Consider the following 15,138-nt stretch of genomic DNA (forward strand, 5'->3'; position numbering starts at 1 on the left):
GTATTCCTGTATTAGTCAAACTCCAGTTCCACCTGCTCCGAACCAATAAGGCCACGGAGATCGTTTAGCAAACGATCGCTCGGAGAAACACGCCACGTCGCGCCAAAACGCAACCGCGCACGTGCATCCGCCCTCTGATAGTAGAGATGTACTGGAATTGTCCCCGAGCGGTGGGGTTCCAGAGACTGACGGAGTCGGTTTAAAAGCTGGTCATCAATTTGCCTGTCCGTCAGCGAGATAGCAAGCCCGCGAGCATATTTTTCCCGGGCTTCGTCAATATCCATGACTTCACGGGCCATCATTTTAAGCCCGCCGCTGAAGTCATCAAAGCTGACCTGTCCGCTGACGATAAGTATGCGGTCTTTTTCCAGCAATTGCTGGTATTTATCCAGAGCATCGGTAAACAACATAACTTCCAGACGTCCGGAACGGTCATCCAGTGTACAGATGCCGATACGATTGCCGCGCTTGGTGACCATTACCCGCGCAGCAATGACGAGCCCCGCAGCCGTGGTGACTTTACCACGTTCTGTCGGATGCATGTCTTTCAGCCTGTAGCCTCCGACATAGCGCTCAATTTCTTTTAAATACTGGTTGATGGGGTGTCCCGTCAGGTAAAGCCCCAACGTTTCACGCTCACCATCTAATACCACCTGCTCCGGCCATGGTTGGCAACTGGCATAGGATTGTTCAATTTGCTCCGGTTCTTCCGCCAGCACGCCAAACATATCGGCCTGACCGATGGCTTCAGCTTTTGCATGCTGATCGGCGGCTTTTAGCGCATCGTTGAGCGAATTCATCAACGCCGCGCGATGCGGGCCAAGGCGATCAAACGCCCCGGACATGATTAGCTTTTCCAGCACCCGGCGGTTAAGTTTTTTGATATCCGTGCGCGCACAGAGATCAAACAGCTCACGGAAGTAACCGCCTTCGTTACGCGCCTCAATAATAGCTTCAATTGGTCCTTCACCCACGCCTTTTATCGCGCCGATGCCATAAACAATCTCGCCATCATCATTCACGTGAAAATGGTAAAGCCCGGAGTTGATATCCGGCGGCAGGATTTTGAGCCCCATACGCCAGCATTCATCTACCAGCCCGACCACTTTTTCAGTGTTATCCATATCGGCGGTCATTACCGCCGCCATAAACTCAGCAGGATAATGCGCCTTCAACCACAGCGTCTGGTAAGAGACGAGCGCATAGGCTGCGGAGTGCGATTTGTTAAATCCGTAACCGGCGAATTTCTCCACCAGGTCAAAGATTTTCATCGCCAGTTCGCCGTCTACGCCGCGCTTTTTCGCCCCTTCTTCAAAGGTGCCGCGCTGCTTAGCCATCTCTTCCGGCTTTTTCTTACCCATCGCACGACGCAGCATATCCGCGCCGCCAAGGGTGTACCCGGACAACTCCTGGGCAATCTGCATAACCTGTTCCTGATACAGGATAATGCCGTAGGTCGGCTCCAGTACCGGTTTCAGACACTCATGCTGCCATTGTACGTCCGGGTAGGAAATCTCTTCGCGACCATGCTTACGGTCGATAAAGTTATCTACCATCCCCGACTGTAGCGGACCTGGGCGGAACAGAGCCACCAGTGCGATCATGTCTTCGAAGCAGTCAGGCTGCAGACGTTTGATCAGGTCTTTCATACCGCGGGATTCAAGCTGGAAGACCGCCGTGGTCTCCGAGCGTTGCAGCATATCGAAGCTTTTCTTGTCATCCAGCGGGATAGCCGCAATATCCAGCGGTGGCTCACCGTTCTTTTCACGGCGCGCGTTGATCATTTCCAGCGCCCAGTTGATGATGGTGAGCGTACGCAGGCCGAGGAAGTCGAACTTCACAAGACCGGCATATTCCACGTCGTTCTTATCAAACTGAGTAACCGGGTGCAGCCCCTGCTCATCGCAGTACAGAGGCGCAAAATCAGTAATTTTTGTCGGTGCGATAACCACACCACCGGCGTGCTTACCAGCGTTACGCGTGACGCCTTCCAGCTTACGCGCCATATCGATCAGCGCTTTAACCTCTTCATCTGCCTCATAGATTTCCGGCAGTTGGGGTTCGGCTTCAAAGGCTTTTGCCAGCGTCATGCCCGGATCGGGCGGCACCAGTTTCGAAATACGGTCAACGAAACCGTACGGATGTCCCAGCACGCGGCCCACGTCGCGGATAACCGCTTTTGCAGCCATCGTACCAAAGGTAATAATCTGCGAAACCGCATCACGACCGTACATTTCCGCCACGTGCTCGATAACCTGGTCGCGTTTCTCCATACAGAAGTCAACGTCGAAGTCGGGCATTGAGACACGTTCCGGGTTAAGGAAACGTTCGAACAGCAGGTCAAACTCCAGCGGATCGAGATCGGTAATTTTCAGCGCATAGGCGACAAGTGAGCCAGCGCCGGAACCACGTCCCGGGCCTACCGGTACGCCGTTATCTTTCGACCACTGGATAAATTCCATAACGATCAGGAAGTAGCCTGGGAATCCCATCTGGTTGATAACTTTAAGTTCAACTTCCAGACGTTCATCGTAAGGCGGGCGCTTCTGCGCACGAACTTCAGGGTCAGGGAACAAAAATTCGAGGCGTTCTTCCAGCCCTTCGCGTGATTTCGCCACGAGGAAATCCTCGGTGGTCATATCGCCAGTCGGGAACTGCGGCAGGAAGTATTCGCCCAGACGCACCGTCACGTTGCAGCGTTTGGCTATCTCGACGGTGTTTTGCAGTGCTTCCGGAATATCGGAGAACAGCTCGCACATCTCATCTTCGCTGCGCATGTACTGCTGCGGCGAATAGTTACGCGGGCGTTTCGGGTCATCAAGGGTGAACCCGTCGTGGATTGCTACGCGGATTTCATGCGCGTCGAAATCTCCGGTTTCCAGGAAGCGGACATCGTTAGTCGCCACCACCGGTAGACCACGCGTTTCGGCCAGTGCTACGGCTGCATGCAGATAATTTTCTTCATCTTGCCTGCCGGTGCGAATCAGTTCGAGGAAATAGCAATTGGGAAAATGTTCTTCGTAAAACGCCACGCACTCGTCAACCAGTGCGCTATTGCCGCGCAGCAGGCTGCGTCCGACATCGCCCATGCGACCGCCGGAGAGCAAAATCAAACCTTCTTTTAGCTCGACCAACCAGTCCCGGTCGATAACCGGTCCTTCTGCGCCATAGCCTCGCTGATAGGCTTTCGAAATCAACAACGTCAGGTTCTGATAGCCGGTATTATTTGCGGCCAGCACGGTGAGCTGCGTGAGTTCATCGCCCAACAGCTCACTGCGGACATGAAAATCTGCGCCAACTATCGGCTTGATACCCGCGCCGTGGCCCGCTCCGTAAAACTTCACCAGACCACACAGGTTGGTAAAATCGGTGATCGCCAGCGCAGGCATGCCTAACGCGGCCGCCTTTTTCACCAGCGGCCCGGTTTTCGCCAGCCCATCGATCATGGAGTAGTCGCTGTGCACCCGTAGGTGGACGAAACGTGGTTCAGACATCTTCAGATTCCTTCGACACAAGAATCAGGACGAGAGTCCCAGTGCGCGTTTGACGGGGCCAAAGCTGCGGCGATGGTGCTCAGTCGCACCATGCAGTGCCAATTTTTCCAGATGAAATGCGGTTGGATAGCCTTTGTGCTGTGCAAAACCATACTGTGGAAAAACCGTATCCAGCGCCGCCATTTCAGCGTCACGGGTCACTTTTGCCAGAATCGATGCGGCGCTGATCTCCGCCACGCGGCTATCACCTTTGACCACCGCCATCGACGGTACCGGTAATGCCGGGCAACGATTGCCGTCAATCAGCACGTATTCGGGCGCAATATGCAAACCCGCAACCGCACGCTGCATGGCCAGCATGGTGGCATGCAAAATGTTCAGCTCGTCGATTTCATGCGGTTCCGCCCGACCAAGGCTCCAGCTTAACGCTTTTTCTTTAATTTCATCAAACAGCGCCAGGCGACGTTTTTCTGACAGTTTTTTTGAGTCATTAAGACCGATAATAGGGCGAGTCGGATCCAGAATGACGGCAGCAGTGACGACCGCACCGACCAAAGGGCCGCGCCCGACTTCATCCACACCCGCCACTAAATGCGTATGCGGATACACAAATTCAATCATTGCGCTAACTCCAGGACCGCATCCGCCGCCTGCTCATCAGCATTGCAACGGATCTGCTGGTGCAGTTCACGGAATGTGTCGTGCATCGCATGGCTGGTTTTACCATTTGCCAGCAACGGCAACAGCGCTTGCGACAGCGCCTGCGGTTCACACTCTTCCTGCAACAGCTCTTTAACCAGTTCTCTTCCCGCCAGCAGGTTAGGTAGCGAAACGTAATCCGTTTTCACCAGGCGCTTCGCCAGCCAAAAGGTGAAGGGTTTCATACGGTAGCCAACCACCATCGGGCATTTTGCCAGCATACACTCCAGCGCGGCGGTACCTGAAGCCAGCAGTGCGGCATCGCTGGCCACCATTGCTTCACGTCCCATACCATTGAGCAGATGTACAGAAAGCTCCGGTGCAACTTCCGCTTTAATGCGTTCAAACTGCTCGCGACGTTTGGCATTCACCAACGGCACCACCACTTCGAGATCCGGATAATGCTGGCGTAATAGCTGCGCCGTTTTCAGAAAATCGGCGCTGAGCATCTCCACTTCTGCACCGCGGCTTCCTGGCAGTAGCGCCAGGCAGTGAGCGTCATGAGGAATGCCCAGAACATCACGTGCCGCATTTTTATCCGGGTCCAACGGCATGGCATCCGCCATGGTATGACCGATAAAGCGGCACGGGACGTTAAATTTGTCATAAAACGCTTTTTCGAAAGGCAGAAAGGCCAGCACCATGTTGGTGGATCTGCCTATTTTGAAAACGCGTTTCTGTCGCCACGCCCAGACGGACGGACTGACATAATGAATGGTTTTAATGCCCTGTTTTTTCAAGTTCCCTTCGAGGGTAATATTGAAATCAGGCGCATCAATGCCGACGAAAACATCCGGCTTTAAGTCGGTGAATCGGCGAGTGAGGTCGGCACGAATATGCAGTAAACGGCGCAGGCGTCCGAGCACTTCAACAATGCCCATGACCGCCAGCTCTTCCATTTCGTACCAGGCTTCACAACCTTCGGCCTGCATCAGCGGACCCGCCACGCCAACAAAACGCGCATTGGGAACGCGAGCCTTGAGTGCACGGATTAACCCTGCACCAAGAATATCGCCGGAGGTTTCTCCGGCGACGAGGGCAATCGTTAAAGGACGCTGTTCAGTCATTAACGAATCAGGCCACGCGTTGAGCGTTCAAAGAAGTCGCTGAAAGCCTGAACTTCGGGGTACTGTTTCGCCAGTTCCGCGATTTCTGGTTTCACTTCTTCCAGCGTTTTACCGCTACGGTACAACGCTTTGTAGGCGTTACGAATCGCGGTAATCGCTTCGCGGGTGAATCCACGACGCTTCAGACCTTCGATATTGACGCCAAACGGCGTCGCGTGGTTACCCTGGGCGATAACGTACGGAGGCACGTCCTGGGCTACACCAGAACAGCCGCCAACCATCACATGAGCACCGATGATGCAGAACTGATGCACCGCAGTCATGCCGCCGATGATAACAAAATCATCAAGCGAAACATGTCCGGCAAGCGTGGCGTTATTCGCCAGAATACAGCGGTTGCCTACCGTACAATCATGCGCGACGTGCGCATTAATCATCAGTAAGTTATCGCTGCCCACCTTCGTCACTCCACCGCCCTGCACTGTGCCACGATGAATGGTGACGCTTTCGCGGATGCGGTTGCGATCGCCAATTTCCACACGGGTCGGTTCGCCAGCATATTTAAGATCCTGGTTAACTTCACCGATGGAGGCAAACTGATAGATCTCGTTATCGCGACCAATTTTTGTATGGCCATTCACGACAACGTGAGACTTCAGTACGGTACCCTCACCAATTTCAACATGGGGTCCAACAATACAAAATGGGCCAATGTGAGCATTGGCACCAATGCTGGCGCCCTCTTCTACAATGGCGGTCGGGTGAATAAAGGCGGATTTATCAATCACGTATCAGGCCTCCCGGCTACGGGCACACATCATCGTTGCTTCGCACACAACTTTACCGTCGACCAGCGCAACCCCTTTAAAACGGGTCAGGCCACGGCGCGTTTTCTCGAAAGTCACTTCCATGATCATCTGATCGCCAGGCACGACAGGACGCTTAAAGCGTGCTTCATCAATACCAGCGAAATAATACAGTTCGCCTGGTTCCAGTTTTCCTACGCTTTTAAACGCGAGGATACCGGTAGCCTGTGCCATCGCTTCCAGAATCAATACGCCAGGGAAAATAGGTTTACCCGGGAAGTGGCCCTGAAAGAAAGGCTCGTTAACGGATACATTTTTCACTGCGCGCAGAAAACGACCTTCTTCAAAATCCAGCACGCGGTCAACCAGCAGAAACGGAAAACGGTGCGGCAGAAGTTCTAAAATCTCTTCAATATGCAGAGTATGAGTGTTAGTAGTCAAAATACTCTTCCTGTCAAAATATACTAAAAGGCAATAATAACACGGCCTGTCGCAATCGTATGAATGGGACAGGCCGAAAAGTCAGACATGCAAAAACGGTGCTTTAGTCTTGTTGATTAACCTTGCGCTCAATCGCTTTGAGGCGCTTGCTCATATCATCAATATTCATCACCAGTGCAGCTGTTTTACGCCATACCTTGTTGGGTTGTAGCGGAATGCCTGAGGAGTAGACGCCAGGTTCAGTGATAGGACGCATCACCATACCCATGCCAGTTACCGTAACTTTGTCGCATATTTCCATATGCCCATTGATCACGCTGGCACCGCCAATCATGCAATAACGGCCAATCTTCAGGCTACCCGCCATAATGACGCCACCGGCTACCGCCGTATTGTCGCCAATCACAACGTTATGCGCAATCTGGCACTGGTTATCAATGATAACACCATTACCGATCACAGTATCGTCCAGAGCACCACGGTCAATGGTGGTACAAGCGCCGATCTCGACGCGATCGCCGATAATCACGCGACCAAGCTGGGGGATCTTCACCCAGTTACCACGATCGTTCGCGTAACCAAATCCATCAGATCCAACGACGGTGCTGGACTGGATCAGGCAATTTTCACCGATCTGGATGTCGTGGTAAATCGTCACATTCGCCCACAAGCGTGAACCTGCACCGATTTTGGTATTTTTTCCGACGAAGCAACCTGCACCGATAACCACGTTATCGCCCAGTTCTACGCCAGACTCAATGACCGCATTTGCGCCCACAGAGACATTATTACCCAGCTTCGCCGTTGCATCGATCACTGCACTGGGTGCAATGTTCTGTGCAGGCTGAGGCGTGGTATCTAAAATTTGCGCCATACGTGCATAGGTCAGGTAGGGATTCTTCACTACCAGCGCCGCACTCTTAGCAAAAGGAAGATCGTCCTGCGTCATCACAACGGCAGACGCCTGGCATACGCCTAAATGTTCACGGTATTTAGGATTCACCATGAACGTGATATTGCCAGTTTGCGCAGATTGCATGGACGCTACGCCGGTGATGACGATATCGCCATCACCGTGTAATTCTGCATCCAACTGCTCTGCTAAATCAGCCAGTCGAATTGAAGGCATTACTTATTTAACCTGTTTCAGTACGTCAGCGGTGATGTCTTTTACATCGCTGCTGTTGTATGCAACGGTGTTTGCGTCAACGACCAGATCAATGCTCTGGCTGCTGGCAACAGATTTCACAGCTGTCTGGATACGAGTAACCAGTTTGCCACGTTCTTCGTTGGAACGACGTGCACGATCCTGCTCGAAAGCCTGAGCTTTCTGAGAGAAAGTCTGGCGCTGAGCCATGACGTCTTTTTCCAGCTTGGTACGATCGCTACCTGCTTTCATTGATTGCAGACGCTGCATTTTAGATTGCAGATCGGATTCCATACGCTGCAGTTCGCTGGCACGGCCTTTGAACTCGTTTTCCAGCGTAGCAGAAACACCCGTCTTCTGTGCAACCTGTTGGAACAGGCTACCCATATTGACGATTGCAATTTTGTCAGCAGCCTGTGCGGACGTTGCCATCGCTAAACCGAGACCTGCAGCTAATAACCACTTTTTCACAATTAACTCCTTACCATCCCATTTGCACCCGAAGGTGCAGTTCTTTGCGTGGCCAGGCGATCCCATGCAAGATCGCCTAAAGTCATCGCTACACTACCACTACATTCCTTTGCGAAGAACAGTTACCAGGTTTTACCAATGTTAAACTGGAACTGTTCCGCTTTGTCTCCATCGTACTTCTTGAACGGCTGGGCGTAGGAGAAAACCAACGGCCCCAATGGGGACATCCATTGTAACGCGATACCTGCAGACATACGGATATTGCTCGGATCACCGTAATCTGGAACCCCAATAGCGCGAGTTTGATCGCTATCCTGCCAGTTAGTATCCCAAACGGTACCCATATCCCAGAAGAAGGAGGTACGGACCGAGTTAGCATACTTATCGCTGATAAACGGCGTCGGGGTAATAAATTCCAGGCTGGCTACGGCCATGGCGTTACCACCGACCGCATCGTCTGATTTACAGTACGAACCGTCTTTATTGGTACACTCTTCGTAGCTGTCAGGATCCCCTGCATAAGCCCCTGATTTATAGACTGCTTTTGGACCGATGGTATTCGACTGGAAGCCACGCACGGTGCTGGAGCCACCCGCATAGAAGTTCTCGTAGAACGGCATTTCTTTACTGCCAATACCGTCGCCATAGCCTACCTTCGTACGTCCTAACACTACCCACTTATGATCGTCATCGATCGGTACATAGGTCGCGGTATCCAATGTCGCTTTATAGTATTCGTTGTCAGAACCCGGAATGGTGACTTTGCCGTTCAGGTTGACGCGCGTACCTTCCGTTGGGAAGTAGCCGCGGTCAAGCTTGTTATATGTCCAACCATAGTTAAAGGTGAAGTCATCAGCAGCAAAGCTGTTGGTATTGGTCTCACCCATTGACTCAAGATAACGATCCATCGCAACCTGCGGCTGCATATTGGACAGTTTGTTATGTACATAACCCAGGCCCGCGCGCAACGTGTTGTATTCGTTGACCGGGAAGCCCAGCGTCACGTCTGTACCATAACTTTTGTTGGTATAGTCGGACAGGTCTGCATCATCCGCTTCAAAGTCGTTATAGAAGACGCGGCCACCAAGGCTCACACCATCAACGGTGAAGTACGGGTTAGTGACAGACAACTCAGTATAGGTCTGGTAGTCGTTTTTGGTGCCGTTAATCCCGACAGAATAACCGGTACCTAACCAGTTATCTTGCTGAACGCCAGCCTGGAAGCTCACGCCGCTCTCGGTACCGTAACCGACGCCGAAGTTAAAGCTACCGGTGTTACGCTCTTTGACCTTGTAGACCACATCAACCTGATCCGGGCTGCCCGGAACACGCTGAGTATCGGTATCAACGGTTTCAAAGTAACCCAGACGGTTCAGACGCTCTTTACCCTGGTCGACCAAATCGCTGCCCAACCATGCGCCTTCCATCTGACGCATTTCGCGACGCAGAACGGAGTCTTTAGAAGTGTCGTTACCTTCAAAACGGATCTTACGCACATAGAAACGGTTACCCGCATCCACGTTTACACGTAATTTAACGGTTTTGTCGGCGTCGTTGATTTCAGGCTGCGACTGTACGCGCGGATAGGCATAGCCATAGCGACCCAGAAGCTTCTTGATGTCATCTTCCATTTTGGTCACTTTGGTGCCGTTATAGAGTTCACCTGGCTCGATCTTCGTCAGGGTCTCAATTTCGGCGGAGTGCCCGGCCAGGTTACCGCTCACCTGAACCCCAGAAAGCTTGTACTGCTCGCCTTCAGTGATGTTAACGGTGATGTAGATGCCTTTTTTATCCGGCGTCAGGCTGACCTGAGTGGAATCAATATTGAAGCGAGCATAACCGCGATCCAGATAGTAGCTACGCAGGGTTTCAAGGTCGCCCGCCAGCTTCTGTTTCTGGTATTTACGATCGCCCACCACGTTCCACCACGGCACTTCGTCACGCAACTGGAAGTGAGAGATAAGTTCGTCAGTCGAGAAGGCATGGTTGCCGACGATATTGATCTGTTGGATCTTCGCCGAAACACCTTCCTGGAAGACCAGCTTGAGGTCAACGCGGTTACGCGGCAACGGCGTCACCACCGCTTTCACACTGGCGCTGTACTTACCGACGCTATAGTAGAAATCTTCCAGGCCCTTTTCGATATCGGCAAGCGTTGTGCGATCCAGAGACTCGCCAACACGCACGCCAGACGCCTCGAGGTTTTGCTTCAGCATGTCATCTTTCACCGATTTGTTACCGGAGAAAGTGATGCTGGCAATCGTCGGACGTTCTTTTACCTGAACCAGAAGGGTATCACCATCGCGCAGGACGCGGACATCCTCAAAGTTTCCGGTGGCGAACAGAGCACGAATGGTATTACTGATGTCTTCATCATTAACCGTGTCGCCTGTGCGCACCGGCATACTGAGGAGAGCCGCACCAACGGCGACTCGCTGTAGGCCTTCGAAATGAATGTCCTTCACTACGAACCCTTCAGCACCGTATACGGTGGCGCTGCTAAACAGCAGCGACGCTATGAGCAACTTTTTCATCGCCATCGTTATTATGCGTTCTTCCTAACACTCTCTTACAACCGAGAGAAATCATTGAAAAGTGCAAGCCCCATTAACAACACCAGCAAGATAGAGCCAATGCGATAACTAAAGTCTTGAACCCGCTCGGATACCGGACCGCCCTTCAGCTTTTCAATCGCCAGGAACAGCAGATGCCCCCCGTCAAGAACGGGCAACGGAAACAGGTTGATTATCCCTAAGTTCACGCTGATAAGCGCAAGGAACATCAGGTAATAAATAATCCCGAACTCCGCTGACATCCCAGCCCCCTGGGCGATAGAAATCGGCCCACTGAGGTTGTTCAGTTTTACATCACCGGTAATCAATTTTCCCAGCATACTGACCGTCAGCTTCATCAACTGCCACGTTTTATCCGAGGCTTCGAGGATGGCGCTGAATGGCCCATACTGGCGTACAGTCTTATACTCATCAGGCAGAGGAATAACTTTAGGCACCACGCCCGCAAACCCTTCTGCCTTACCGTTAACCTGTTTTGAATCTGGGGTTAACGTTAAAGACAAGGAACTTCCTTGTCTTTCAATATCTAGCGCTAACGGCGTATCCGGATTATCGCGCACCAGCGTCACGAACGTCATCCATTGCGTCAGCGACTGACCATTGACTTTAACGATCCTGTCGCCAGCTTGCAAACCTGCCTTACTTGCAGCGGAGTTAACCTGCACTTCTGACAGTACCGGTTCAATCTGCGGGCCACGCGGACGCATGCCCAAACTAGAGACAGGATCCTCTTTGTCTGGCTCAAATGCCCAATGGCGTAAATCCAGCGTTTTGTCCTGTCGCTGGTTACTGCCAAATTGCGCCACGCTGAGGGTCGTATGCTCATCGCCAATTTTGGATACCAGTTGCAATCGCACGGCATCCCAATCAGGGGTTTCGATGCCATCAACCGCTTTTAGTTCCGTACCCGGCTGAATTTGCGCCTGTGCAGCAATCGAGTTGGGTGTTATTTCACCAACAACCGGACGAACGCCAGGGACACCAATGATAAACACCAGCCAATAAGCAAAAATAGCAAAAAGGAAGTTTGCAATCGGACCCGCGGCGATAATGGCAGCACGTTGTCCAACCGTTTTATTGTTGAAGGCGTAATGGCGCAATTCCGGTGCGACCGGTTCAGCGCGCTCATCCAGCATTTTGACGTAACCGCCGAGGGGAATCATGGCGATGACGTATTCCGTACCTGATTTATCGGTACGCCGCCAAAGCGCTTTTCCAAAGCCAATGGAAAAGCGTTCGACGCGGACTCCGCAGCGCCGCGCAACCCAGAAATGACCAAATTCATGCACGGTGATAAGCACACCAAGTGCGATGATGAATGCAGCCAAATTCCAGAGAATACTCAGCATAAGACCATCCGTTAGAGCGTCCTGAACACCAGTAACAACAGGCAGGCAAAGACCGGTACCGCAGCCGTCAGGCTATCAATACGATCCAGAATACCGCCGTGTCCTGGAATTAAGTGACCACTGTCCTTAATACCTGCTTCACGCTTAAACATACTCTCGGTCAGGTCACCCAGCACGGAGGCCAGGGCTGCAACGATGGAGCAAATGAGCAAGGTGACAGGCGCAACTTCAAGATTCGCCCACATGCCATAACCCCATGAGATCACGGCCGCAGTGGCGAGTCCGCCAATAAAACCCTGCCAGGTTTTACCAGGAGAAACCTTCGGTGCCAGCTTATGTTTGCCAAACAGCTTACCAAACATATACGCACCAGAGTCCGCTCCCCAAACGAGGATCATGACATACAGCAGCCATAGCGCGCCACTATAATGATTCTCATCATAGTGCCATGCACGTAGCGCCAGCATTCCCCAAAAGAACGGGACAATGGTTAACACGCCGAAAATTATGCGTAATGTTTTGGAATTACGCCAGACCGACGCAGAACCTGGGTAAAACAATACCAGTAACAGCGCTACGACCCACCAGCCCAGCGACGCCCACAGCGATACTTCAACCAGCGGTTGATGGATATCGCGATGGTACTCTGGCAGCAAAAATAGCATCAGTGCCAGCAATAGCCCGCACAAAACCGCCAGCCAGACTCGCTGCGTACGCGTGGTAAAACCGCTTAACTGTCCCCATTCCCAGGCGGCCAACATACAGACGACCAACGTAACAATGGCGAACCCCACCGGCGGCAGCAAAAACAGCGCCGCGATGACAACGGGTATTAAAACAAAAGCAGAAATCAGGCGATACTTCAGCAAAAGCGACCCCCATCAGGCTTTTTCATCACCGGGTTCGGTGCCGCCGAAACGACGCTCACGATTAGCAAAGGCATGCAGCGCACCTTCAAAGTCTTGTTCATCGAAATCGGGCCAGAGAACATCGGTAAAGTAAAGTTCGGCATAGGCAATTTGCCACAACAGAAAATTACTAATTCGGTGCTCTCCCCCAGTCCTTATCACTAAATCCACAGGAGCCAGCTCATGCATACAAATTTGCTGCCCAAGCATCTCTTCATCGATTTGCTCAGGATGCAGCACACCGTCCTGCACCTGTTGTGCCAGTTGCCTGACTCCCTGGACAATATCCCACCGTCCACCGTAATTCGCTGCAATATTCAGCGTCAACCCGGTATTCTGGGCGGTAATCGCTTCTGATTTGCGAATCCGTTCTTGCAAACGTGAGTTAAATCGACTGATATCCCCGATAATACGCAGGCGTACGTTATGGCGATGCAGGTTTTTCACTTCGCTATCAAGTGCCCACACAAACAGTTCCATTAACGCGCTCACTTCCTGCGCAGGTCGGTTCCAGTTCTCACTGCTAAAGGCATACAGCGTTAACGCATCAATACCGTTATTTGCAGCAAAAGAGACAGCCCGGCGGACGGATTTTGCTCCAGCCTTATGCCCAAAGGCGCGAATCTTCCCTTGCTTTTTCGCCCAGCGGCCATTGCCATCCATGATAATTGCGACATGGCGACAACCATGTGCTGGCAAATTTTCGCTTAATGGTTTAGTTGCAGACAACATAACGCGTTATTAGTCCCTGAAAGGATTTACGGTACTCAGGAATACTGAAGCCTATCCACAAAAAAGCCGTGTCAAACCACGGCTTACCCGACCGAAAAAAAGCAAATACCCGCGATCGGGTGGCGCAGACTATATCACTGAAGCCCAACGCTAACAAATAGCACGATTCTCCGTAGAGGGATTATCATCAGCTTGAGAGTCGCATCACTTCTTTTCTGGCGACTTCCCGCGCGATGGCATCGACCTTCAACACGTCGTCAACGCTCTGCGGTTCCTGCAAATCCATCTTATCCAGTACAGATAAATTGAGATCGGCAATATCGGTAAATCGGATCTGCTGCGCCAGGAATGCGGCAACGGTAATTTCATTCGCGGCATTGAGTGCGGTCGTCGCCGCCTGACCTTGCTCAAACGCGTCCATCGCCAGTTTCAGGCACGGATAACGCTGGTAATCAGGTGCGGAAAACGTCAACGCACTGAGTTTGCAAAAGTCGACAGGCTTAACACCGGACGTCACACGTTCTGGCCATGCCATCGTATGGGCAATAGGTGTACGCATATCAGGTTCACCCAACTGCGCCAGAACACTACCATCCTGATAACGGACCATCGAATGAATAACCGACTGCGGGTGAATCAGCACTTCCATCTGGCTTGCACTGGCATTAAATAACCAACGCGCTTCAATGTATTCCAGACCTTTGTTCATCATGGTGGCGGAATCGACAGAGATTTTTCGTCCCATCGACCAATTCGGATGACGGCATGCCTGATCGGGGGTCATAGAGACCAGATCGCGCAATGGCGTTTCACGGAATGGGCCACCAGACCCGGTAAGCAGAACTGACATGACGCCGTTTTGCTCAAGGTCAGCGTATCCCAGATTGTGTTGGATAGGTTGCGGTAAACTCTGAAAAATCGCGTTATGCTCGCTATCTACCGGCAAAAGCTGCGCTTTGTGGCGTTTCACGTCGTCCATAAACAGACGACCGCAGGTCACCAGAGATTCTTTATTCGCCAGCAAAATGCTTTTGCTCGCACGAATTGCCGCCAGCGTCGGCAGCAAACCCGCTGCGCCGACAATCGCCGCCATGACCTGATCAACATCATCCAGCGCAGCCATATCACAGGCAGCCTGCTGCCCGCTCATCACCTCGGTACGGCTACCCTGTGCCAAAAGAGCAGCTTTTACCTGTGCCGCGCTTTTTTCATCATCCATTACCGCATAGCGAGGCGCAAACTCCAGGCATTGCTCTACCATACGGGCAACATTTTTACCCGCCACCAACGCAGCAACACGAAATTTTTCCGGGTTATGGCGTACTACATCCAGCGTACTGCAACCAATGGAACCGGTTGATCCCAGGATGGTTAATTGCTTCATCGGACATCCAGAAGAATTTTACTCGTCATACTTCAAGTTGCATGTACGTTGGCTTTACTCGACCTTT

Annotated in this window: 12 protein-coding genes; all 12 read right to left on the minus strand. The window is 52.1% G+C overall.

What is annotated here, in order from left to right:
- Window positions 1-11: 11 nt before the first annotated feature.
- Window positions 12-3,494, minus strand: coding sequence for a DNA polymerase III subunit alpha (gene dnaE / locus BZK40_RS16640; RefSeq protein WP_008786271.1), 3,483 nt, complete (start codon window positions 3,492-3,494; stop codon window positions 12-14).
- 24 nt (window positions 3,495-3,518) lie between these two features.
- Complete coding sequence (gene rnhB / locus BZK40_RS16645; RefSeq protein ID WP_079934971.1) at window positions 3,519-4,115, minus strand: ribonuclease HII; 597 nt, start codon at window positions 4,113-4,115, stop codon at window positions 3,519-3,521.
- Window positions 4,112-5,260, minus strand: coding sequence for a lipid-A-disaccharide synthase (gene lpxB, locus BZK40_RS16650; protein WP_003829168.1), 1,149 nt, complete (start codon window positions 5,258-5,260; stop codon window positions 4,112-4,114). Before lpxB ends, rnhB begins: the two co-directional genes overlap by 4 nt.
- Window positions 5,260-6,048, minus strand: coding sequence for an acyl-ACP--UDP-N-acetylglucosamine O-acyltransferase (gene lpxA, locus BZK40_RS16655; protein WP_003018525.1), 789 nt, complete (start codon window positions 6,046-6,048; stop codon window positions 5,260-5,262). The genes lpxB and lpxA overlap by 1 nt, the downstream gene beginning before the upstream one ends.
- A 3-nt stretch (window positions 6,049-6,051) precedes the next feature.
- Window positions 6,052-6,507, minus strand: coding sequence for a 3-hydroxyacyl-ACP dehydratase FabZ (gene fabZ / locus BZK40_RS16660; protein WP_003018528.1), 456 nt, complete (start codon window positions 6,505-6,507; stop codon window positions 6,052-6,054).
- Window positions 6,508-6,610: 103 nt separating this feature from the next.
- The gene (gene lpxD / locus BZK40_RS16665; RefSeq protein WP_003018531.1) at window positions 6,611-7,636 is read right to left on the minus strand and encodes a UDP-3-O-(3-hydroxymyristoyl)glucosamine N-acyltransferase; all 1,026 of its coding nucleotides are present in this window, start codon (window positions 7,634-7,636) and stop codon (window positions 6,611-6,613) included.
- Between the two features lie 3 nt (window positions 7,637-7,639).
- Complete coding sequence (gene skp / locus BZK40_RS16670) at window positions 7,640-8,125, minus strand: molecular chaperone Skp (protein ID WP_003018533.1); 486 nt, start codon at window positions 8,123-8,125, stop codon at window positions 7,640-7,642.
- Window positions 8,126-8,247: 122 nt separating this feature from the next.
- Window positions 8,248-10,665, minus strand: a complete 2,418-nt coding sequence (gene bamA / locus BZK40_RS16675; RefSeq protein WP_048236100.1) for an outer membrane protein assembly factor BamA — start codon at window positions 10,663-10,665, stop codon at window positions 8,248-8,250.
- Window positions 10,666-10,694: 29 nt separating this feature from the next.
- Entirely contained in the window at window positions 10,695-12,047 is a 1,353-nt protein-coding gene (rseP, locus tag BZK40_RS16680; RefSeq protein WP_003829173.1) for a sigma E protease regulator RseP, read from the minus strand.
- An 11-nt stretch (window positions 12,048-12,058) separates the two neighbouring features.
- On the minus strand, window positions 12,059-12,916 hold the full coding sequence (cdsA, locus tag BZK40_RS16685; protein WP_003829174.1) for a phosphatidate cytidylyltransferase: 858 nt from the start codon (window positions 12,914-12,916) through the stop codon (window positions 12,059-12,061).
- Between the two features lie 12 nt (window positions 12,917-12,928).
- Window positions 12,929-13,687, minus strand: a complete 759-nt coding sequence (ispU, locus tag BZK40_RS16690) for a (2E,6E)-farnesyl-diphosphate-specific ditrans,polycis-undecaprenyl-diphosphate synthase (RefSeq protein ID WP_008786266.1) — start codon at window positions 13,685-13,687, stop codon at window positions 12,929-12,931.
- 187 nt (window positions 13,688-13,874) lie between these two features.
- Window positions 13,875-15,071, minus strand: a complete 1,197-nt coding sequence (gene ispC, locus BZK40_RS16695; RefSeq protein ID WP_003829176.1) for a 1-deoxy-D-xylulose-5-phosphate reductoisomerase — start codon at window positions 15,069-15,071, stop codon at window positions 13,875-13,877.
- Window positions 15,072-15,138: the final 67 nt, after the last annotated feature.

This window comes from Citrobacter portucalensis, assembly GCF_002042885.1.
In the GTDB taxonomy this organism is placed as follows: domain Bacteria; phylum Pseudomonadota; class Gammaproteobacteria; order Enterobacterales; family Enterobacteriaceae; genus Citrobacter; species Citrobacter portucalensis.